The 20,583-nt window shown below is 71.4% G+C and carries 18 protein-coding genes; 10 read left to right on the top strand and 8 right to left on the bottom strand.

What is annotated here, in order from left to right; all coding sequences use genetic code 11:
- The first annotated feature begins 32 nt into the window (after positions 1-32).
- The 5 genes from AC2D9U_RS02960 (at position 33) to AC2D9U_RS02980 (ending at position 5,163) form a co-directional block, all read left to right on the top strand.
- The gene (locus tag AC2D9U_RS02960) at positions 33-1,427 is read left to right on the top strand and encodes an L-lactate permease (RefSeq protein WP_484746330.1); all 1,395 of its coding nucleotides are present in this window, start codon (positions 33-35) and stop codon (positions 1,425-1,427) included.
- Between the two features lie 107 nt (positions 1,428-1,534).
- On the top strand, positions 1,535-2,509 hold the full coding sequence (locus AC2D9U_RS02965) for a DctP family TRAP transporter solute-binding subunit (protein ID WP_484746332.1): 975 nt from the start codon (positions 1,535-1,537) through the stop codon (positions 2,507-2,509).
- Between the two features lie 94 nt (positions 2,510-2,603).
- Positions 2,604-3,212 carry a TRAP transporter small permease gene (locus AC2D9U_RS02970; RefSeq protein WP_484746334.1) on the top strand — a complete coding sequence of 203 codons (609 nt, stop codon included), beginning with the start codon at positions 2,604-2,606 and terminating at the stop codon, positions 3,210-3,212.
- Entirely contained in the window at positions 3,209-4,486 is a 1,278-nt protein-coding gene (locus AC2D9U_RS02975; protein WP_484746335.1) for a TRAP transporter large permease, read from the top strand. The genes AC2D9U_RS02970 and AC2D9U_RS02975 overlap by 4 nt, the downstream gene beginning before the upstream one ends.
- A gap of 86 nt (positions 4,487-4,572) precedes the next feature.
- Positions 4,573-5,163 (top strand): DNA-3-methyladenine glycosylase family protein, encoded by a 591-nt coding sequence (locus tag AC2D9U_RS02980; protein WP_484747321.1) that lies wholly within the window; start codon positions 4,573-4,575, stop codon positions 5,161-5,163.
- On the opposite strand, the gene AC2D9U_RS02985 is transcribed toward AC2D9U_RS02980, so the two are convergent.
- The gene (locus tag AC2D9U_RS02985; protein WP_484746336.1) at positions 5,150-6,328 is read right to left on the bottom strand and encodes an FAD-binding domain-containing protein; all 1,179 of its coding nucleotides are present in this window, start codon (positions 6,326-6,328) and stop codon (positions 5,150-5,152) included. The two genes, AC2D9U_RS02980 and AC2D9U_RS02985, sit on opposite strands and share 14 nt — an antisense overlap.
- A gap of 39 nt (positions 6,329-6,367) precedes the next feature.
- On the opposite strand from AC2D9U_RS02985, the gene AC2D9U_RS02990 reads away from it, so the two are divergent.
- The gene (locus AC2D9U_RS02990; protein ID WP_484746337.1) at positions 6,368-7,270 is read left to right on the top strand and encodes a metallophosphoesterase; all 903 of its coding nucleotides are present in this window, start codon (positions 6,368-6,370) and stop codon (positions 7,268-7,270) included.
- On the opposite strand, the gene AC2D9U_RS02995 is transcribed toward AC2D9U_RS02990, so the two are convergent.
- The 3 genes from AC2D9U_RS02995 to AC2D9U_RS03005 are packed head-to-tail and all read right to left on the bottom strand — an operon-like array spanning position 7,239 to position 10,743.
- Complete coding sequence (locus AC2D9U_RS02995; RefSeq protein WP_484746339.1) at positions 7,239-7,712, bottom strand: (2Fe-2S)-binding protein; 474 nt, start codon at positions 7,710-7,712, stop codon at positions 7,239-7,241. The two genes, AC2D9U_RS02990 and AC2D9U_RS02995, sit on opposite strands and share 32 nt — an antisense overlap.
- Positions 7,709-8,449: an FAD binding domain-containing protein gene (locus AC2D9U_RS03000; RefSeq protein WP_484746340.1), complete on the bottom strand. Its 741-nt coding sequence runs from the start codon at positions 8,447-8,449 to the stop codon at positions 7,709-7,711. Before AC2D9U_RS03000 ends, AC2D9U_RS02995 begins: the two co-directional genes overlap by 4 nt.
- Positions 8,446-10,743: a xanthine dehydrogenase family protein molybdopterin-binding subunit gene (locus AC2D9U_RS03005; RefSeq protein ID WP_484746341.1), complete on the bottom strand. Its 2,298-nt coding sequence runs from the start codon at positions 10,741-10,743 to the stop codon at positions 8,446-8,448. The genes AC2D9U_RS03000 and AC2D9U_RS03005 overlap by 4 nt, the downstream gene beginning before the upstream one ends.
- A 61-nt stretch (positions 10,744-10,804) precedes the next feature.
- On the opposite strand from AC2D9U_RS03005, the gene AC2D9U_RS03010 reads away from it, so the two are divergent.
- Positions 10,805-11,962, top strand: a complete 1,158-nt coding sequence (locus tag AC2D9U_RS03010) for an NADH:flavin oxidoreductase/NADH oxidase (RefSeq protein WP_484746343.1) — start codon at positions 10,805-10,807, stop codon at positions 11,960-11,962.
- A gap of 12 nt (positions 11,963-11,974) precedes the next feature.
- Here AC2D9U_RS03010 and AC2D9U_RS03015 read toward each other — a convergent pair whose 3' ends face one another.
- From AC2D9U_RS03015 to AC2D9U_RS03030, 4 genes are read right to left on the bottom strand one after another with little or no spacing between them, the layout of a single operon-like run.
- Positions 11,975-13,003, bottom strand: coding sequence for an ABC transporter substrate-binding protein (locus AC2D9U_RS03015; protein ID WP_484746345.1), 1,029 nt, complete (start codon positions 13,001-13,003; stop codon positions 11,975-11,977).
- A 49-nt stretch (positions 13,004-13,052) separates the two neighbouring features.
- On the bottom strand, positions 13,053-14,768 hold the full coding sequence (locus tag AC2D9U_RS03020) for a cation:proton antiporter (protein ID WP_484746347.1): 1,716 nt from the start codon (positions 14,766-14,768) through the stop codon (positions 13,053-13,055).
- Between the two features lie 50 nt (positions 14,769-14,818).
- Positions 14,819-16,357, bottom strand: a complete 1,539-nt coding sequence (locus tag AC2D9U_RS03025; RefSeq protein ID WP_484746350.1) for an amidohydrolase family protein — start codon at positions 16,355-16,357, stop codon at positions 14,819-14,821.
- Between the two features lie 33 nt (positions 16,358-16,390).
- A complete protein-coding gene (locus AC2D9U_RS03030) occupies positions 16,391-18,043 on the bottom strand; it encodes a GMC family oxidoreductase (RefSeq protein ID WP_484746352.1) in 1,653 nt (550 codons plus the stop codon).
- Positions 18,044-18,282: 239 nt separating this feature from the next.
- Between AC2D9U_RS03030 and AC2D9U_RS03035 the strand changes: the two genes are divergently transcribed.
- From AC2D9U_RS03035 to AC2D9U_RS03045, 3 genes are all read left to right on the top strand, one after another.
- Positions 18,283-18,708, top strand: a complete 426-nt coding sequence (locus AC2D9U_RS03035; protein ID WP_484746354.1) for an FAD synthase family protein — start codon at positions 18,283-18,285, stop codon at positions 18,706-18,708.
- Positions 18,698-19,981, top strand: a complete 1,284-nt coding sequence (locus AC2D9U_RS03040; protein WP_484746356.1) for a LicD family protein — start codon at positions 18,698-18,700, stop codon at positions 19,979-19,981. Before AC2D9U_RS03035 ends, AC2D9U_RS03040 begins: the two co-directional genes overlap by 11 nt.
- An 84-nt stretch (positions 19,982-20,065) precedes the next feature.
- Positions 20,066-20,557 (top strand): GlcG/HbpS family heme-binding protein, encoded by a 492-nt coding sequence (locus tag AC2D9U_RS03045; RefSeq protein ID WP_484746357.1) that lies wholly within the window; start codon positions 20,066-20,068, stop codon positions 20,555-20,557.
- The last annotated feature ends 26 nt before the right edge of the window (positions 20,558-20,583 follow it).

Here is a 20,583-nt window from a genome sequence, read left to right on the forward strand (position 1 = left end):
CGCGCCGCGCGGCTTGGGGCAAGGAGGCACCGTTGATCCTGCTGGTCCAGGCCGCGCCGCTGGTGCTGCTGCTGGCGCTGCTGCTGAGCGGGCGTGCCGGCCCCGTGCCGGCCGTGCTGGCCGCCCTTGTGCTCGCGGTGCCGGCGGCGCTGCTGAGCCTGCCCCAGGCGGTCGCTGGCCTGCCCTTCCTGGTCGAGGAGACGCTGCGCGGCGCCTTCCTCGCGGCCAAGCCGATCGGCGTGGTGGTGGGCGGGATGCTGTTCCACGCCGCCGTCACGCGCCCCGCCACGGCCGCGCCGCGCGCGCCGGAGCCGCGGCGGATCTTCGCCGCCACGTTGCTCGCCGGCACCTTCCTGGAAGGGGTGACGGGCTTCGCGGTGGGGGCGGTCTTCGCGCTCTCGGCGCTGCGCGGCATGGGCCTCGGTGGCGCGCCGGCCGGGGCGCTGGCGCTGCTTGCCCTCACCATGGTGCCCTGGGGCGGGCTTGGGCCGGGCACGGCGCTCGGCGCGGCGCTGATCGGCCAGCCGGCCCAGGCGGTGGCGGCCGCGACATCATGGCCGAACGCGGTGTGGCTGCTGCTGCTCGGCCCGGTCTTCTGGCGGCTCTGCGGGGCCGCCGGCGTGGCGGTGCCGGGGCGCGAGAAGGCCATCCAGATGGCCATCCTCGGCGTGATGGCGGCGCTGCTCGTCGCCGGTCACCGCGTGCTGCCCTTCGAGGTGGTGGGGCTGGTGGCGGCGGGCATCCCGCTGCTTGTGGTGCTGTGGTGGCTGGACCCGCCGCGCGACGCGCCCGGCTGGCGCGCGGCGCTGGCGCGGCTGGCGCCCTATCTGGGGCTGACGGCCGCGCTGCTCGGCGCGCGACTGATCCCCGGCGCGCCAAGCTGGACACCCTTCGCCGACCTGCCCGGATTCGCCCTGACCCATGTGGCCGTGGTGCTCTGGGTGGTGGCCATCGGCCTGCTGGCCCGCCGCCCGGATGGCGCGACGGCCGCGCGGGCGGCCTTCGCGCGGGCGAGGCGGCCGGTCCTGGCCATGCTGCTCTACGTCATCCTGGCGCGCTGGATGGCGGGCTCGGGCGCCTCGGCCGCGCTGGCGGAGGCGGCGGCAGGCGGGCTGGGCGACCTCGCCCCCTATGCGGTGCCCGTCCTGGGGCTGGTCTCGGGGCTGGTGACGGGGAGCAATGTGGGCTCGAACGCCGCGCTGATGCCGGTGCAGGCCGCGCTGGGCGTGGCGGCGGGCCTGCCGGCGCTGGTCGCGCCCGCGCTGCACAACTTCGCGGGCTCGGCCGGGGCCGGCATGTCGTTCGCGGTCACGGCGCTGATCTGCGGGCTGCTGGCCGACGGCACCCGCCCGGCGCAGCTCTGGCGCCTGCTCGCGCCCGCCCTGGCCGGCGTGCTGCTGGTGGGCTGGATGATGCTGGCACTGTGATGAGCCACGCCTCCGGCAGGACCGCGCCCCGGCGAGGCCACCCGGATTGCCCGCTTCCCGTTACCTCGCCTACAAGCAGGGTCCAACCAAAAGGGGAGCAAGCTTCCATGTCCATTGCACGCCGCCTCGCACTCGGCACGGCGCTCGGCCTCGGCCTCGCCGCGCCTGCCCTGGCGCAGACCCAGGTAACATTCCAGCACCCGATCGGCATCAACAGCCACTACGGGGCCGGCACGACCGCGTTCAAGGAAACCTTCGAACGCATGACCAACAACCGCTTCCGCGTCGTCTATCAGCGCAACGACAATGAGCGCGAGACGATCGAGGCGGTGCAGATCGGCACCATCGAGTGCACGATCACCTCGACCGGCCCGGTCGGCAATTTCGTGCCCGAGACCCGCAACCTCGACGTCCCCTTCCTGTTCCGCGACACGGCGCATGCCCGCGGCGTGCTGGACAGCCAGATCGGCCAGGACATGCTCGGGCGCTTCCCGGCGCGCGGCATCACTGCGCTCGCCTGGCTCGAGAACGGCTTCCGTCACATGACCAACAGCCGGCGCGAGGTGAACACCCCCGCCGATGTGCGCGGCCTGAAGGTCCGCACCATGGAAAACCCGGTGCATATGCGCGCCTTCCAGACGCTCGGCGCGCTGCCGACGCCGATGGCGTTCTCGGAACTGGTGCCCGCCCTGCAGCAGGGCACGGTGGATGGCCAGGAGAACCCGATCCCGGTGATCCTGAACAACAACCTCAACCAGGTGCAGCGCTTCCTGACCCTGACCGGCCACGTCTATTCGCCGGCGCTGCTGCTGTGCAACCCGGGCTTCGTCGGCCGGCTGAACGCCGCTGACCGCGCCGCGCTGACCCAGGCGGCGCGCGACGCCGCGGTGGCGAACCGCGCGCGCGTGACCTCCGACGAGCAGACCGGCGTCGAGGAACTGCGCCGCCGCGGCATGACCGTGGTGACGCAGGTGGACAGCGCCGCCTTCCAGGCCGCCCTCGCCTCCGGCTCCGCGCAGATCGAGGCGGGCCTCGACAGCGCGCTGATCCGCCGCATCCGCGAGTGGCGCCCGGGCAGCTGAAGCCCCGCCTCTGGGACGGACAGGGCGCGCGGGGGCATAGCCCCCCGCGCCCTTCTTTTTTCAGCCCCCTCCCCGTTTTCGGCCAGGAGACGCCATGAACGCGATGAACGTCATGCCCCTGCAGGTCACGGTCGCCGCCACCGCCGTCGCGGTCGGCGTTGCGCTTTGGGCCGGCAGCGGGGATGCCCAGGGCCGCGGACCGCGCGCGCTGCTGCGGCGGGTGGTCCTCGCGGCCGATCGCATCTCCACCGAGATCGCCTCGATCATCGCCTGCCTCGCACTGGCGGTCGCGGTCTCCGCCGGGGCCTGGCAGGTCTTCTCGCGCTTCGCCACCAACACGCCCTCCCCCTGGTCGGAGGCGCTGGTGCGCGTGGCGCTGATCTGGATGTGCTATCTCGGCGTCGCGGTGGCGCTGCGCGTGGGCGCGCTGGTTTCCATCGACGTGCTGCATCGCTACGCCCGCGGCGCCCTGCGCCGCGCGGTGGAGGCGATGATCCTGGCCTTCGTGCTCTCCTTCATGGGGGTGATGTTCTGGTTCGGCTGGTCGATGACCGAGCGCGTGCAGTTCCAGACCATCGCGGGCCTCGAATTCTCGATGGCCTATGCCTATGCCGCCATCCCGCTGGGCGCGCTCTTCGCCATGCTGGGCGCGGTGGCGAACTTCCTCGACCGGCGCGCCGAAGAACTGGAGAACGCGGTATGAGCGGTGCCATGCTCACCGTGATGCTGGTGCTATTCGCCGCCAGCATCCCTGTCGCGGTCGCCATCGGCGTGGCCGCCGTGGTCGGCATCGCCGGCTACACCAATTTTCCGCTGATCGTTGCCGCGCAGCAGCTCTTCGTGGGCATCGACCGCTTCCCGCTGGCCGCCATCCCCTTCTTCATCCTCGCGGGCAACCTGATGGATGTGGGCGGCATCTCACGCCGCCTGGTGGATTTCGCGAAATCCATCGTCGGGGGCATCCAGGGCGGCCTGCCCGCGACCTGCGTGCTGACCTGCATGATCTTCGCCGCCATCTCCGGCTCCTCGGTCGCCACCACCTTCGCGATCGGCGCCATCATGATCCCGGCCCTGGTGCGGGCGGGCTATCCGGTGGGCTTCGCCGCGGCGCTGCAGGCCACGGCGGCGGAACTGGGCGTGATCATCCCGCCCTCCATCCCGATGATCCTCTACGGGGTCAGCACCCAGACCTCGATCCCGGAGCTGTTCATCGCCGGCTTCGGCCCGGGCATCCTGATCTCGGGCACGCTGGTGACGACGGTGCTGATCTGGTGCCGCCTCAGGGGCTGGGGCAAGCGCGATGGCGAGGGCCGCCTGCCCTTCCTGGTGGCGACGAAGCAGGCGGGCTGGGCGCTGCTCATGCCCGTGGTCGTGCTGGGCGGCATCTATGGCGGCATCACGACGCCGACCGAGGCCTCGGTCGTTGCGGTGTTCTACGCGATCTTCGTGGGCATGCTCATCCATCGCGAGATCGGGCTGCGGGATCTCTACCCGATCTTCCGCAAATCGGTGATCAGTTCGGCGGTGATCATGTTCATCATCGCGGCGGCGACGCTGTTCTCCTGGCTGCTCAACCGCCAGGGCGTGCCGGACCTCGCCGCCGAGTGGCTGGTGGAGGCCTTCGACAGCGCGGGCTGGTACATGCTGGGCGTGAACCTGTTCCTCTTCGTGGTGGGCATGTTCGTCGAGACCTCGGCCTCCATCATCGTCCTCGCCCCCATCCTGGCCGAGGCTGCCGGGCGGCTGGGCATCGATGGCGTGCATTTCGGCACGATCATGGTGGTGAACCTCGCCATGGGCATGATCACGCCGCCCTTCGGTGTGAACCTCTTCGCCGCGGCGCAGGTGGCGGGCACCAGCATCGACAAGATGATGCGCTACCTGCCGGTGTTCATCGGCGTGATCTTCGCCTGCCTGCTGGTCATCAGCTACGTGCCCTGGATCGTGCTGGCGCTGCCCAACCTGGTGTTCAGGTGACGCCGCCCGCGCTCTCGCCCCGCACCCCCCGCCCGGCCCCCGTGGTCGGCGGGGCGGCGGCGATCGCGCATCTGCGGCGCGATCCGATGTTCAAGACCATCATCCGCGCCGCCGGGCCCTGCACGCTGCGCCCGGTGCGGCGCGAGCCCTATGAGGCGCTGGTGCGCGCCATCGCGCACCAGCAGGTGCATGGCCGCGCGGCGGAGGCGATCCTCGGCCGCTTCATCGCGCTGTTTCCGGGCCATGACTTCCCCCCGGCCGAGGCGGTGCTGACCGCCCACGCCGAGGCACTGCGCGGCTGCGGGCTTTCGGGCAGCAAGGTCGCCGCGATCCGCGACATCGCCGAGAAATCCGTGGGCGGGCTGGTGCCCACCCGCAAGCTCGCCGCGCGCATGGCCGATGAGGCGCTGATCGAGCGCCTGGTGCAGATCCGCGGCGTCGGGCGCTGGACGGTGGAGATGTTCCTGATCTTCACCCTCGGCCGGCCCGATGTGCTGCCGGTGGACGACTTTGGCGTGCGCGAGGGGTTCCGGGTTTCCGCCGGACTCGAGGAACAGCCGAAGCCGCGTGACCTGGCGACGATCGGCGAGGCCTGGGCACCCTATCGCTCCGTCGCCGCCTGGTATCTCTGGCGCGCCGCCGATGCGGCGAAGGCGAGCAGGTTCAAGCCGCAATAATGCGGCAGAGGTCCGGGATGCCGGCCTTGAAGGGGAAGAACCCCTTGGTCGCGCGCGGCCAGCAGGCGCTGTCCCAGTCGCGGCGCAGCCGCAGCAGCTTCGCCCCGGCCAGGGCTTCCGCCGTCCAGCCCACAGGCGCCCAGGGACTCACCACCGGCACGGATTGCTGAGCGATCCAGCCCGCGACCTCGCGGGGCGTGAGCAGCGTCGTGGGCGCGTTGAAGTGCGCGCCGGCACGCGCCAGGCCATCGCCGAGCGCCGCGCGCACATAGGCCGCGACGCGCTCCGAACAACCGAGCGGCGAGCGTGCCTCCGGCACCGCGACACCGGCGATGGCGGCCACAGGCGTGCCGGGCGGCAGCAGGCTTTCGGGATGCAGGTCATCCTCATGCAGCAGCAGCGCGACGGGGCCCGCCGGCAGCGCATCGGCCGGGCGCAGCGGGCGGAGCGGCGGCAGGGGCGGCGCTTCGAGCGGCAGCGGGTTCTCGTCCAACTCGCCCGCCGGATCGAAACGTCCATTGGTGTAGCGGGCGATGTTCTCGGCCCGCGCGACATAGTGCTTGCCCGCCGTCTGCATGCCCGCGACCCAGCGCCAGGAGAGCGTGTTGGAGGCCGCATCGCCATCCAGCAGGTGCCGCAGGAAGAGATCCGCCCCCAGCGTCCAGGGCAGGCGCAGGGTGAAGATCCAGATGCTCGCGAACCACATGCGCGCGTGGTTGTGCAGCCAGCCCGTCTCGCGCAGTTCCGCCATCCAGGCGTCGAAGCAGGCGATGCCGGTCTGCCCCGCCTCGGCACGCTCGACCGCACGGCGCAGCCCGCCCTGCGTGCGCAGGCCCATCAACGTGTCCGCCAACGCCGCCTGGTAGCCGGTCCAGAGCCCGGGGCGGAGTTCGAGAAACCCCTTCCAGTAGCTGCGCCAGAAGACCTCCTGGATGAATTTCTCGGCGCGATCCAGGCCGTGCCGCTCAAGGGCGAGGCGCACCACCTCGGCCTCGGTCAGCAGCCGGTGGCGCAGCGCCGGTGAGAGGCGCGAGACATCGGGGCGCTGGCCCGGCCCGGCATCGGTGTTGCGCCCGGCGGCATAGTGGGGCCCCATGCGCGGGGCGAAATCGGCCAGCCGCCGCAGGGCGTCGGCACGATTGTCGGCAAAGGTTTCGAGGCTCATGCCACGCAGATCGTGTGGCGCGGGAGGAAGGCAAGCGAGATGGCAACACGGCGGCTGTTCCTGAAGACCCTGGGTGGGCTGACCGTGGTGGGTGCGGCGGCCGGCGCCTATGGCTTCTGGTTCGAGCCCGCCTATCGGCTCTCCATCGCCGAATACCGCCCGCGCCTGCCGCTCTGGCCTTCCAGCACGCCCATCACCATCGCGGCCCTGGCCGACATCCACGCCAACGAACCCTACATGCCGCTCGAGCGCATCGCGCAGATCGTCGAGGCGACGAATGCGCTCAACCCTGATCTTGTCGTGCTGCTCGGCGATTATCCCGGCACCGGGCACATGATCACCCGCGCCATCCCGGTGGCGGAGACGGCGCAGGTGCTGAAGGGGCTGCGCGCGCGCCATGGCGTGCACACGGTGCTCGGCAACCATGATTGGTGGGACGACGCGCAGGTGCAGCGCTTCCGCCGCGGCGTGCCGCGCATCGCGCAGACGCTGGCGAATGCCGGGCTCTCCGTGCTGCACAATGCGGCGACCAAGACCGGCTTCCGCGGCCAGGGCTTCTGGGTGGCGGGCTGCGGCAGCCTCTGGGCCTTCAATGAGGGGGGCGGCAACTACCTCGGCGCGAACAACCTCGAGCGCACGCTCGGCGCCGTACAGGACCGCGACCCGGTGATCCTGCTCTGCCATGAGCCGGACATCTTCCCGAGCGTCCCGCGCGAGCGCGTGGCGCTGACCATCTGCGGACATACGCATGGCGGGCAGGTGCGGCTGTTCGGCTGGTCGCCGATCGTGCCCTCGGCCTACGGCAATCGTTTCGCCTACGGCCACATCGAGGAAGAGGGCAAGCACATGATCGTCTCGGGCGGGCTCGGCACGGCGATCCTGCCGGTGCGCCTGGGCGTGCCGCCGGAGATCACGCTGATCCGGCTCGGCGGAGTCGCTTAGCCGCCCGCAGTATTGCGGCGACAATGCCGTCATAGCCCGTGCAGCGGCAAAGCTGGCCCGAAAGACCGGCGCGGATCTCGGCCGCATCGCGCGCCCGTCCGCGCAGGATCAGGTCGCGCGCCGCGATCAGCATGCCGGCCGTGCAATAGCCGCATTGCAGCGCGTGTTTCGCCTGGAAGGCCTCACGCAGCGCGACCATCACGGGGTCGTCGCGCATCCCTTCGAGCGTGGTCACGGGCCGCCCCTCGGCGAGCGGCGCCGGCACGAGGCAGGCGCGCGCCGGCTCACCGTCCAGCAGCACGTTGCAGGCACCGCAACTGCCCTGCGCGCAGCCGACGCGCGTGGCGTGCAGGCCAAGCCGCTCGCGCAGCACATGGGCGAGGCTCTCGCGGGGCTCCGCCGGCACATCCTGCTCGTTGCCATTCACGATGAGGCGGATCATGCGGCCGCTGCCTCCGCCCGGCGCAGGGCGGCCGCGCGCAGCCGTGCGAGGTAGGGGTCATCCGGCTCGGCTGCCGCCGCGAGAAGCCGCGCGCCCCTCGGAGAGGTCACGGCGATGCGCGGCGCCGCACCCGGCACGCGCAGCACGGCCGCCGCGGCCTCTGCGAAGGCGCCGGGCGCGGGGGCAAGCTTGCACCAGCCGAAACGTGCCCCGGCCACGGGCCGGGGAATCTCGACGGCCGCCAGCACCTCGCCGGGCTCGAGCGCGGTCGCGAAGGCATCGGTCAGGAAGGCATCGAGCCGCAGCCGGCGCACCGCCGCACCGCGCCGCAGCGCCACCACGGCGCCAAGCGCCAGCAGCGCCACCGGCCAATCCGCGGCCGGGTCATGCAGCGCGAGGCTGCCACCGACCGTGCCGCGATTGCGGATGGGCCGATAGGCGATGCCGGACGCCACATGCGCGAGCCAGCCGCGCAGCGGCTCGGCCCCGATTCCGTCCTCCAGCGCCGCATGCGTCACGCCGGCGCCGAGCCGCAATTCGGCGCCGGCGGCATGGCTGGAGCGGAAGCCGGGCAAGGCATCCAGCGCGACCAGTAAGGGCGGTTCCGCGACCCGCAGCGCCAGCATGGGCATCAGCGATTGCGCACCCGCCACCGGCATCGCACCCGGCGCGGCGAGCAATTCCGGCAATTCCTCCCACGCCGTGGCGCGGCGGAAGGCGAAGGGCGCCGGCGTCATGGCAGCAGCCCCAGCAGGCGGCGCGGCGTGATCGGCACGGCGTCGATCTTCACGCCGAGATCGCCCAGGGCCTGTTCCACCGCCGAGGCGATGGCGGCGGGCGGCGCGATGGCCCCGCCCTCCCCCACCCCCTTCGCGCCCTGCACCGTGCCGCGCGCGGGGGTGACCAGATGCCGCACGCGGATCTCGGGCAGGGCGCTGGCCTCCGGCAGGTGGTAGTCGGCGAAGGTGGTGCAGAGCGGTTGCGCCTGCGCATCGAAGCGCAGCTCCTCGGTCAGGGCCGTGCCGATGCCCTGCGCCACGCCGCCCTTCACCTGGCCATCGACGATCAGGGGGTTGATCATCGTCCCGCAATCCTCCGCGACGCAGTAGTCGAGCAGCGCGACCGCGCCCGTCTCGGGATCGACCCGCACCACCGCGGCATGGGCGGCGTAGCTGAACACCCCACCTTCATCCGGCGGCGCGTAGGTGACATGCGCCTCGAGACCGGGGGGCTCGCCGGCCGGCAGGCGTTCCTGACGCAGCAGCGCGGCATGGGCGAGATCGACGAGCGGGATGGAGGCAGGGCCGGCATGCGCCGCGCCGTCGCGCAGCACGATGCCGCTGGCCTCGGCCTGCAGGAAATGCGCGGCGAGGCGCTTCAGCTTCGCGCCCAGTTCCCGCGCCGCCTTCTCCGCCGCCCCGCCCGCGAACACCAGGCTGCGCGAGGCGAAGGTGCCGAAGCCGAAGGGCGAGAGCGCGGTGTCGCCATGGCGCACGGCGATGCGGTCCGGATGCAGGCCGAGTTCCTGCGCCACGATCTGCGCCAGGCTCGTCTCCAGCCCCTGGCCGTGGCTCTGGATGGCGGTCAGCAGCGTCAGCGACCCATCGGGATGCATCCGCAGCGTCGCCGATTCATGACCCGGCACCACGCGGTTGCGTCGCCCGGCCCATTCGCTTGTGCCATGCCCGGATTGCTCGGTGTACATCGCGACGCCCACGCCGATGCGCTCGCCCCGGGCGCGGCGGGCGGCGATGTCGGCGTCATCGACCATGCCCTCCACCAGGTCGAGCGCGGCGCGATAATCACCGCTGTCGAGCTGCAGCCCGGCCACGTTGGTCAGCGGCAGCGCATCGCGCGCGATGAGGTTGCGTCGGCGGATCTCGCTGCGGGAAATCCCGGTTTCATCCGCCAGCGCATCGAGCAGCCGCTCGATGGCGAAACACGCGCCCGTGCGGCCCACGCCGCGATAGGGCCCCATGGGCGGCTTGGTCGTGGCGATGGTGTGGTGCCGCACATCGACATGCGCGATGGCGTAGGGGCCGCAGATGTTGCGCGCCGCCATGCCGGCCTCGGCGAAGGCGCCGGTCGGCCAGAGCGCATAGGCGCCCGCATCCACCCAGAGCTCGCCCGAGACACCCAGCGCGATGCCCGCGCGCGTGGCGTGCAGCGTCAGGTCGTAGAGATGTTCACGGGCCTGGGCGCCGGCCATCAGATGCTCGCGCCGATCCTCGACCCAGCGGATCGGGCGGTCGAGGCGCAGCGCCAGCGCGCAGGCCACGACTTCCTCGGGCATCAGCCGGTTCTTCGCGCCAAAGCCACCCCCCACATCCGGGGCGACGACGCGCAGGCGCGATTCCTCCAGGCCGAGCATCGCCGCGAGCGCATGGCGCAGCGTGTGCGGCCCCTGGCTCGAGATGTGCAGCACCAATTCGCCCGTGCGCCGATCCGGCACGGCGAGCATGGCGCGGGGTTCCATCGGCGCCGCGGATTGCCGGCCCAGGCCGAGCCGGCGGCGCAGGCGCAGCGGCGCGTCGAGGCCGGCGATGTCGCCCCCCTGCACGCGCCCGCTGCCATAGGCGTTGTGGGCCCAGCCCGGATGCAGGATCGGCGCGCCAGGCGCGAGCGCGGCCGGCACGTCGCGCAGTGCCGGCAGGGTGTCGATCTCGGCCTCGCAACGCGCCACCAGATCCTCGGCGGCGAAGCGGCTTTCGGCGAGGCAGGCGGCGATGGGCTGGCCCACGAAGCGCACCACGCCCTCGGCAAACGGCGGATAGGGCGCCTGCCGGAAGCCGGGCATGTCCGGCCCCGCGGGCAGCAGCGTGACCGGCCCGATCTCATCGGCCGCGAAGACCATCGCCCCCGCCGGGCGATGCAGCGCCGTGATCCGCCCATGCGCGACGGGGCTGCGCAGGAAGGCGAGTTCCAGCATCCCCGGCGCGGTGAGGTCGCCGGCGAAGACGCCCTGGCCGCGCAGATGCCGCGCATCCTCGCGCCGCGGCAGCGCCGCGCCGATCCAGCCTGTGGTTTCCATCGCACGCATCTTGCATGCTGGCCGCAGGCGCCGAAAGCGGCGCGCCCATCCGGAGCCTTGCATGTCAGACCAGCCCACGCCCCTTCTGCTCACGCCCTATGCGATGCGTGGCGTCACCTTGCGCAATCGGATCGTCGTTTCGCCCATGTCGCAATACAGCTCCGAACCGGGGGGCATCGTCGGCGACTGGCACCTCGTGCATCTGGGGAAATTCGCGCTGGGTGGCGCGGGGATGGTGTTCTGCGAGGAGACCTCGGTCTCCGAACGCTCGCGCAAGACCTATGACTGCCCGGGCATCTACACCGATGCGCAGGCCAAGGCGTGGAAGCGCGTCACGGATTTCCTCCGCGCCCATGGCGCCGTGGCGGCGATGCAGATCGGCCATGCCGGCCGCAAGGTCGCCACCCGCGCGCCCTGGGATGGCTTCGCGCCGCTGGGGGCCGAGGACGCCGCGAAGGGCCGCCCGCCCTGGTCGGGCCTGGCGCCGAGCCCCATCCCCTTCAAGGAAGGCGCGATGGTGCCGAAGGAGATGGATGCGGACGACATCCGATACGTCATCGCCCTGCATGTGGAGGCCGCGAAGCGCACGCTCGATGCCGGCTTCGACGTGCTCGAGGTGCATGCGGCGCATGGCTACATCATCCAGCAATTCCTCTCGCCCGCGACCAACCAGCGCAAGGATGGCTATGGCGGGGATCGTGCCGGGCGGATGCGATTCGGGCTCGAACTGATCGAGGCGGTGCGCGACGCCTGGCCGGCCGACAGGCCCCTGCTGGTGCGCGTCTCCTGCGTCGATGGCGGCGGCTGGACGCTGACCGACACCATCGCGCTGGCCGCCGAGTTGAAGGCGCGCGGCGTGGATCTGCTGGATTGCTCCTCCGGCGGGATCGAGGGGCCGCTGACGCTGCATCTGGTGCCGCGCGTGCCCGGCTATCACGTGCCCTTCGCCGAGGCCGTGCAGAAGCAGACCGGCCTGCCCACCATGGCGGTCGGCCTGATCACCGAGGCGAAGCAGGCGGAGTCCTACCTCCAGGCGGGCTCCTGCCAGCTCATCGCCCTGGCGCGGGAGATGATGTGGAACCCGAACTGGCCGATCCACGCGGCGGCCGAACTCGGCGGCGACCCCCTGCCCCTGATGCCCGAAAGCTATGCCTGGTGGCTGAAGCGGCGGATCGAGGCGCGCAAGCTCTACCCGACCGGGCTGGAGGCCGCGGAGTAGCGCGGCAACCGCTCAGGCAAGGCGGAGCCGGCGCTCCGCCGCGCTGGGCATCACGTTCGGGTTGAACACCTGCTCCACGCTCGGCGCGGTGGCGAGTTCGAAGCCATCCTTCACCATGGCGATCGATTCCGCCACGCGCTGGGCGCTGATGTAGCCCAGCCCCTCGGCGCGGGTGCGCGGCGTCACGATCAGATTGTCGCGGATGAAGGTGATGCGCTCGGCCTCGATGCCCTCATCCAGCAGGGGAAAGAGCCGCTTGAGCTCGGCCGCGGCCTGCGCCGGGTTGGCCATCACCTCATGCCAGCAGCGCGTGCTGGCGGCGGCGAAGCGGCGCACCACGTCAGGCTTCTCGGCCAGGAAGGCGCGGCCGGCGATGATGCCGTTGCCGGGCAGATCCATGCCGAAATTCGCGTAGCGCATCATGCGGATGGTGTCCGGGGCCACGCCATTGGCCTTGAGGTTGAAGAACACCGTCTGGTCGAAGCCGGTCACGGCATCCACCTGGCGCGTCAGCAGCATCTGGTCGCGCAGCGCGGGCGTCACCTGCTGGCGGCTCATCGAGGCCATGTCCACGCCGTTGATGCGGCAGAAGGCGGGGAACATGCGGCTGGTCGCATCCGCGGCCCCCTGGCCGATGCGCTTGCCCACCAGGTCCTGCGGCCGGTTGATGTTGGAATGCGCGAGGCTGATGATCGCCTGGGGCGAGACATCGTGCAGCGCGGACACGAAGACCGGCGCGGAGGCCGGGTTGCGCGTGTAGAACTCGACCAGCGTCGAGAGATCCGCCGTGCCGATCTGATACGCCCCCGAGGCCGTGCGCGTCACCGCGTCGCCCGACCCGCCCGAGCCGTCGATCGTGACCTCGAGCCCGACCTCGCGGAAATAGCCGCGCGAGAGCGCCAGCAGGTAGCCCGCCGTGCCGCCATCCTGGCGGAAGTTGAGGATCACGCGCAGCCGCTCCGGCGCCTGCGCATGAAGCAGGCCGGGGGCGGCAAGGCTGCCCATGGCGGCGGCAAGAAGGGTCCGGCGGGCGAGCGTCATGCGTGGATCTCCCAGCGTCGTTCGCCCGGGCCAAGCAAGCGCGGTGCCATCACCCGCCGCGGCGCAGCCCTTCCACCGTGCGCGCCGCCAGCGCCAGCGGCACGCCCAGCGCCGTCAGGCTGTAGCCGGCGATGCCGAGCGCGATCTCGCGCTCGCCCATCACCACGAGGCCCATGCCATCCTGGCCCTCCAGCGCCGCCGCGGCCTCCGCATCATGCGCGCGGGCCGCGGCGAGGATGGCGGGGTTGGCGGCGCGGGCGAGCTCCAGCGCGCGATGCCCGGCGGCGACATCGGGCGTGGCGAGGATGATCAGCCGCGCATGCTCGGGCCGCGCCGCCTGCATCACCTCGGGGCGCGTCGCATCGCCCCAGACCACCGCAATCCCCTCGGCGCGGATCGCCTCGGCCAGGCGATGATCGGCCTCGATCGCCACATGCGCCTGGCCATGCGCGCTCAGCGCCGCGCCGACGAGCCGGCCCACCCGCCCATAGCCGACGATGATCACATGCTCCCGCAGCCCCGCCGGCAGGGCGGGCCAGGCGCGCGCGCCACCGCGCCGCGCCTCCCAGGCGCGGAAGCGCCGCTGGCCGGTCACCCAGCGCGCCAGCCGGTCGGCCAGGGAGAGGCAGAAGGGCGTGGCGACGATGGTGCACACCGCCGCGGTCAGGATCGGCCCGCGCACCTCGGCCGGCAGGATGCCCTGGCGGATGGCAAGTTCCTGCAGCACGAAGCTGAACTCGCCGATCTGCGCCATGCTGCCCGCGACCGTCGCGGCCGTCGGCAGGTTCACGCGCAGCAGCGTGAGCAGGACAAGGATGGCGATGCCGGTGCCCAGCAGCACGACAGCCAGGGTGGCCAGCGACAGCAGCGGGGTCGCCAGCACCACCAGCGGGTCCACCATCATGCCGACGGAGACGAAGAACAGCGCGACGAAGATGCGCTGCAGGGGCACCGAATCCGCGGCCGCCTGATGGCCCAGATGGCTCTCCGCCAGCAGCACGCCGGCGAAGAAGGCGCCGAGCGCGGGCGAAACGCCGAACAGCAGGGCCGAGCCGAAGGCCGCGCCCAACGCCGCCATCACCACGGCGAGGGTGAACAATTCGCGCGATCCGGTGCTGGCGACCAGCGCGATCAGGCGCGGCAGCAGCACGCGCCCGACAAGACCCATGGCGATCAGGAAGGCCACGAGTTCGCCCACCGTGCGCAGCACTGCCGCGCCCAGCCCGCCCGCATCGGGCGCGCCGGCACCAAGGGCCGGCACCAGCACCAGCGCCAGCACCACCACCAGGTCCTGCATCACCAGCCAGCCGAGGGCGAGCCGCCCGGCCTCACCCGCCAGCCGGCCGCGCTCCTCCAGCGTGCGCGTGGCGACGGCGGTGGAGGAGATCGCGAGCGCGAGGCCGAACACCAGCGCCGGGCCGAGGGCGAGGTCGAAGGCGAGCCGCCCCAGCGCACCGCCCAGCACCGTGCCGGCGAGGATCTGCGCCAGCGCGCCGGGCACGGCGACCCGCCAGACCGCCAGCAGGTCGCGGGCGCGGAAATGCAGGCCGACGCCGAACAGCAGCAGGGCGACGCCCACCTCGGCCATCGCCGCGGTCATGCCCGGATCGGCCACGAAGCCCGGCGTGTGCGGCCCGATGGCCAGGCCCGCCAGGATGTAGCCCAGCAGCGGCGGCAGGCGCAGCAGCCGCGCCGCCAGCCCGAAGACGAAAGCGAGCGTCAGGCCGATCACCAGGGTGGCCAGCGGCAGCGGCATGTCGTGCATCGGCCGAGCCTAGGCGCGGGCCACAGGGCGGGCGAGAGCGGCGGCGCCGCTCACCGCAGGCGCGGCAGGCGATCGATGTCGATCGGCGCCTCGTCCATCATCGCCTGCGCCGTGTCGAGCCAGGGCTGGAGGCGGGCGATGCGCGCGGTGATCTCGGCGAAGTCGCGCCGGAAGCCGGGCATCACCGCCTCGACCTCCGCGAAGAGCGCGGCCTCATCCACCGTGGTCACGCGCCGGTCGCGCAGGATGAAGCGGCCATCGACCATCACATGGCGCACGGCGCGCCCGGCCTCGATGTTCACCAATTGGCGCGCCGCGCTGTTCAGGGGCACGAAGCTGGGATCGGCCAGATCGAGGAAGGAGAGATCCGCCCTGTAGCCCGCCGCGATGCGCCCGATCTGGTCGCCAAGCCCCACGGCCGCGGCCCCGCCTTCGGTCGCGGCCTTCAGCGCGGGGATGGAGGGCGGCGGGCCCTTCATCACGTCGCTCACCGTCGCCAGCAGCGAGAACAGCTTCATCGAGGCGAACATGTTCTGCGCGTCCGAGCAGGAGCAATTGTCGCAGCCCAGCGCGATGCGCACGCCCGCCTTCATCATCTGGCGGATCGGCGGGATGCCGCACTTCATCTTCAGGTTGCCCTGGAGATTGAGCACCGTGCCCGCGCCCGTCTCGGCCAGCAACGCCACCTCCTCCGGCGCCAGCCAGACGCTGTGGGCGAAGTTCATCTCCGGCCCGAGTGCGCCTTCCGCATGCAGCCGGCGGATCAGCGAGCCGCCATATTGCGCCAGTTCGTGCCGCGCCTGCAGCGCCATGCCCTTCGATTCATAGAGATGCGAGAAGACCGGGATGCGATGCCGGCGCGCCATGTCCATGGTGCGCGCCATGAGTGCGGGCGTGCAGCGCTCGGGGGCGGAGGGGCCGAGCGCCCAATGCACGCGCGGGCGCGGCGGCGCCTTCAGGCAGGTCGCCTCGAAATGGCCGAGCAGGTCGAAATTCTTCTCGGGCTCGGCGGCGGAGGAGAGCAGGCCATGCAGCTCGGGCGGAAAGACCTCCTTCCAGAAGGGCACGGTGTCGAGCCCCTTGCGGTCGCCATATTGCAGGGCGAAGACCACGCGGATGCCAAGCTGCTCATAGGTCTCGAGCACCACGTCGAGATTGCCCGGCTCGAAGGGATAGAGCGTGAGCATGTCCTGCACCGTGGTCATGCCCGAGCGCAGGCATTCCAGCGCGCCCAGCATGGTGCGCGCGCGCAGTTCCGCCCTGGAGCGCGGCGGGTATTGCGCGGGCAGCGCGTAGAGCCGCCATTGCTCGAGCGGCACCTCCTCCAGCGTGCCTTTCGCCAGCACGTCATGCGAGTGGTAATGCGCGTTGACGAAGCCGGGCAGCACCAGCAGGCCGCGCGCCTCCAGCGTCTCGGGCGGCGCGCGACCCGCGGCGGGCGCATAGGCCGGCGCGCTGCCCAGGATGCGATCGCCGCCGATCGCGATGTCGGCGATCGGCGGGTGATGCCAATCGGCCTCAGGCAGCAGCACGGCCGCGCCCTTGATAAGCAGGGTGGTGCCTTCGGGCAGGGGCGCGGGGGCGTGCATCAGGAATGGGGCCTTTTCGTCTCGGCGGCGGTATCAGGACTCGGCGGCGCTCTCCCGGCCGCGGATGAAATCCGCCCCGCGCTCGGCGATCATCATCGTGGTGGCATAGGTATTGGCCGAGGGCATGCTCGGCATGATCGAGGCATCGATCACGCGCAGCCCCGCCAGGCCATGCACCCGCAGCCGGTCGTCGACGACCGCGGTGGGATCGGTCTCGGGGCCCATGCGCGCCGTGCCGATCAGGTGATAGGTCGTGCTGCCGTTGCGCTTGGCGAAATCCAGCAACTCGTCGTCGCTCTGCGCCTGCGGCCCCGGCAGCGTCTCGCCCTCGAGCATGCGGGAGAGCTCCGGCGTGCCGAGCATCCGCCGCAGCAGGCGCATGCCGCCCAGATGCACGCGCACATCCATCGGGTCCGAGAGGTAGTTAGGATTGATCTCCGGATCCTCGAAGACATTGGCGCTGCGCGCGCGCACCCAGCCCGTGCTCTCCGGCCGGTGCTGCCAGGCGCCGGCGGTCACCCCCGGATAATCGTCCAGCACATAGACCTTGCCCTCGGCATAGGAGCCGGGCGTGAAGACGCATTGCAGGTCGGGCTGATCGAGCCCCTCGAAGCTCTTCCAGAAGACATGCACATGGGAGGGCGTGGTGGCGAGGATGTTGGGCCGGCCCACCGCCCAGCGCGCGATCTGCGCGCCGAGCTTCAGCCCGCGCGACAATTCGTTCAGCGTCTCCACCCCCTTGCGCGCGCGCATGACGAAGCGCGAGGCGTAGTGGTCGCGGAAATTGGCGCCCACGCCGCGCAGCTCATGCACCACCGGCACGCCGAGGCGGCCCAGCAGATCGGCCGGGCCGATGCCCGAGACCTGCAGCAGCCGCGCGGTGTTGACCGTGCCGGCGGAGACGATCACCTCGCGCCGCGCGCGCACCTCACGCCCCGGATCGCCGGGGGCGCCGACATAGCGCACGCCGACCGCGCGCCGGCCTTCAAAGAGGATGCGGCTGGCGCGCGCCTCGGTCCGCACCTCGACATTCGGGCGCGCCATGGCGGGCTTGAGGAAGGCGCGCGCGGCGGAGACGCGCCGGCCCTTGTGGATGGTGCGCTGGTAATAGCCCACGCCGGCCTGCTGGCCGCTGTTGTAGTCGGGCGCGCGGGGAATGCCGAGGCCGAGACAGCCCTGGATGAAGGCCTCCGACACCGGGTTGATCCAGTCCATGTCGGTAACCGGGATGGCGCCCTCGTTGCGGCCGCGCGTCTCGCCGACCGCCGCGCCATCGCCGGCCATGCGGTTCTCGCTGCGCCGGTAATAGGGCAGGCAATCGGCATAGCCCCAGCCGCGATTGCCGCGCTGCGCCCAGGAATCGAGATCCGCCGGCTGGCCGCGATTGTAGATCATCCCATTGACGGAGGAACCGCCGCCGATGGTGCGCCCCTGGGTGGTGCTGATGCGCCGCCCGCCGGTCATCTCCAGCGGCTCGGTCTTGAACTGCCAGGTCACGCCGGGATCGGCCAGCGTCTTGATGAAGCCGGCGGGGATATGGATGAAGGGGTTGGTGTCCCTAGGCCCGGCCTCGAGCACGCAGACGGTGACGGAAGGGTCGGCGCTGAGCCGGTTCGCCAGCACCGAACCGGCCGCGCCGGAGCCGATGATCACGTAGTCGAAACTGTCCGGCGTGGCCGCGGTCATGGTCTGCCTTTCCAGGGTGGGCGCCGCGCAGACTACGAAGGGCGCGACCTGGCCGCCAGTCGCCGGCGGCATGCGCAGGCCATCGGGGCAGACGGGGCGAGATCGCACGGGGGCAGGAACGTATAAAAATTGACTTGAAGCCATCTAAAAATTTACTTATTTCTGTATTCTTGTTGTAACCTGCGCGCCATGATTCCTGCTGGCGAGAGACAGGGCGGCGACACGAAAGGCAGCGGCGCATGGGCATCCGGGTCGGCTACACCGCAGGCGTCTTCGACATGTTCCATGTCGGCCACCTCAACATCATCGAGCAGACCCGCGCCCTGTGTGACCACCTCATCGTCGGGGTCGCCTCCGACGCGCTGGTCATGCGCCTCAAGGGCAAGACCCCGGTCATCGGGGAGCTGGAACGCATGGCCATCGTCACCGCCATCCGCGGCGTGGATGAGGTCGTGCTGCAGGAACACACCGACTACATCCAGGACTGGCACGCGCTCCGCTACGACATCCTGACCAAGGGCGACGACTGGAAGGGCACGCCGAAATGGCTGGCGATCGAGGCCGAACTGGCCACCTTCGGCGCGCGCGTGGCCTTCATCCCCTACACGCGCAACGTGTCCAGCACCCTGCTGCGCCGCGCGCTCGAGGATGTCCATGGAGCGTAGCCTCACGCTCGGCCGGCGCGAGCTGTCGGCCATGCTCTCCCGCGCCAACGCCCATGCCAGCGTCTTCGACTTCGAGACCGCCGAAGTCCTGGCCCGCACCATCGACCTGCTCACGCGGGAGTTGCCGGAGCTCGACTGGCACCGCCGCAGCGCGGGGCGCCTGCTGGATGCGATCCGTCACAACCGCGGCAGCCACCTCCATGCCATCGCCCAGCGGCATGGGGCGCCGCGCCATGCCGGCGGGATCGACACGCCCCCCGCCCTCGGCGGCTACTTCAAGGTCACCGAGACGCGCAGCCGGATGGTCGTGTCCGGCGTCGTGACGGAGGGGCGAGAACGCGTCTTCGTCTTCGTCCACGACCTGCTGCTGGGCATGGTCGCGACCGAGCCTGGCACGAACCCGCTGCTGCACGGGCTACGCCGCTTCCGCTTCGAGATCGCCGCCAGTGCGCTGAAGCTGTTTCCCAAGGCCGAGAAGCTGCGCATCGGCCTTTCCACCGGCGACCGCCTACTGGCGCAAAGCCAGGGTGACATCTGCCACTGGTATGCGAACCCGAACGGCCAGGGCGGGATCGAGCAGGCCATCCGGTCCGGCGCGGTGCTGACCTCGCATGGCGAGATCGGCGGCTCGACCGATCCCGGGATCGTTGCGCGCTGGATGCTCTCCTACCAGACGCTGCGTCGCCTCACGCAGCGCGCCACATTGCCGCAGCCGATGCTCTTCTACGGCTCCCTGCTCGGTGCGGTGCGCGAGGGCCGTGCCATCGCGCATGATGACGACCTCGACGTGGTGCTCAACCTTGGCCGCCGCACGCCGGGGGAGGCGAAGGCCGAGATGAAGCGCCTCATTGCCACGTTGCTGATCGCCGATCGCTGGATCTCGATCGAGCTGATGGGCTGCTTCTTCAAGTTCCGCGCGCCCGATGCGGGCGACATCGACGTCTTCCCGGCCTGGCATGACGGCACCAACCTGTGGTGCCCGCGGACCACCTGCCTGCCCTGCGACGAGACACTGCTGGACAAGGCCGTGGAAACCGGTTTCGGCGAGGACATCGTGCTGGTTCCCAGCCGCGCGGAGACCTTCCTTGAGCTGAAATACGGCCATGGCTGGCGCGTGCCCGACCCGACCTACCGCCCGAAGGCGCGCGACGACATCCAGTGTCCCTTCGAATCCATGCGCTTCACCGACGCGGATCTGGCCGAAATCCAGGCCGAGGCCATCGCCCGCGCCGCCGGCGGGCCCTGCGGCACGCTGCGCTTCCACGGGCGCTGACGCAGGCGGCGGATGGACAGCGCCGCGGCTGCGGACGCATCCTTCCCCCGGGGCGCAGCAACGACGCCCCGGAGGAACACGCCCATGTCGACCCGTCACGCCCTCGCCGCTGCGGCGGCGCTGCTCTGCCTCGCCCCCGCGGCGCAGGCCCAGCCCCTCACGGAGCGCAACATGCCGCTCTCCATCGCGCAGACGATCGCCGCCGGCGCGGTGGAGGCCTGCGCGGCGCGCAACTTCAACGTCACCGCCACGGTGGTGGACCGCGCCGGCATCGTGCGCGTCATGCTCCGCGCCGACCGCGCCGGGCCGCATACGGTCGAGGCCTCGCGCCGCAAGGCCTTCACCTCGGCCTCGGCGCGCGCCCTGACCTCGGCCATGGCGCAGAACGCCGCGGACAATCCCGGCGCACGCAACCTGGTGCATATCGATGGCTTCCTGCTGCTCGGCGGCGGCGTGCCCGTCCGCGCGGGTGAGGAGGTGATCGGCGCGGTCGGCGTCGGTGGCGCGCCCAGCGGTGCGATCGACGAGGAATGCGCCAATTCGGGCATCGAACGCGCCCGCGCGATGCTGCAATAGCTCCGCTTCGGCCTGGGCCGCGCGGC

The organism is Roseomonas sp. TF40 (assembly GCF_057219975.1).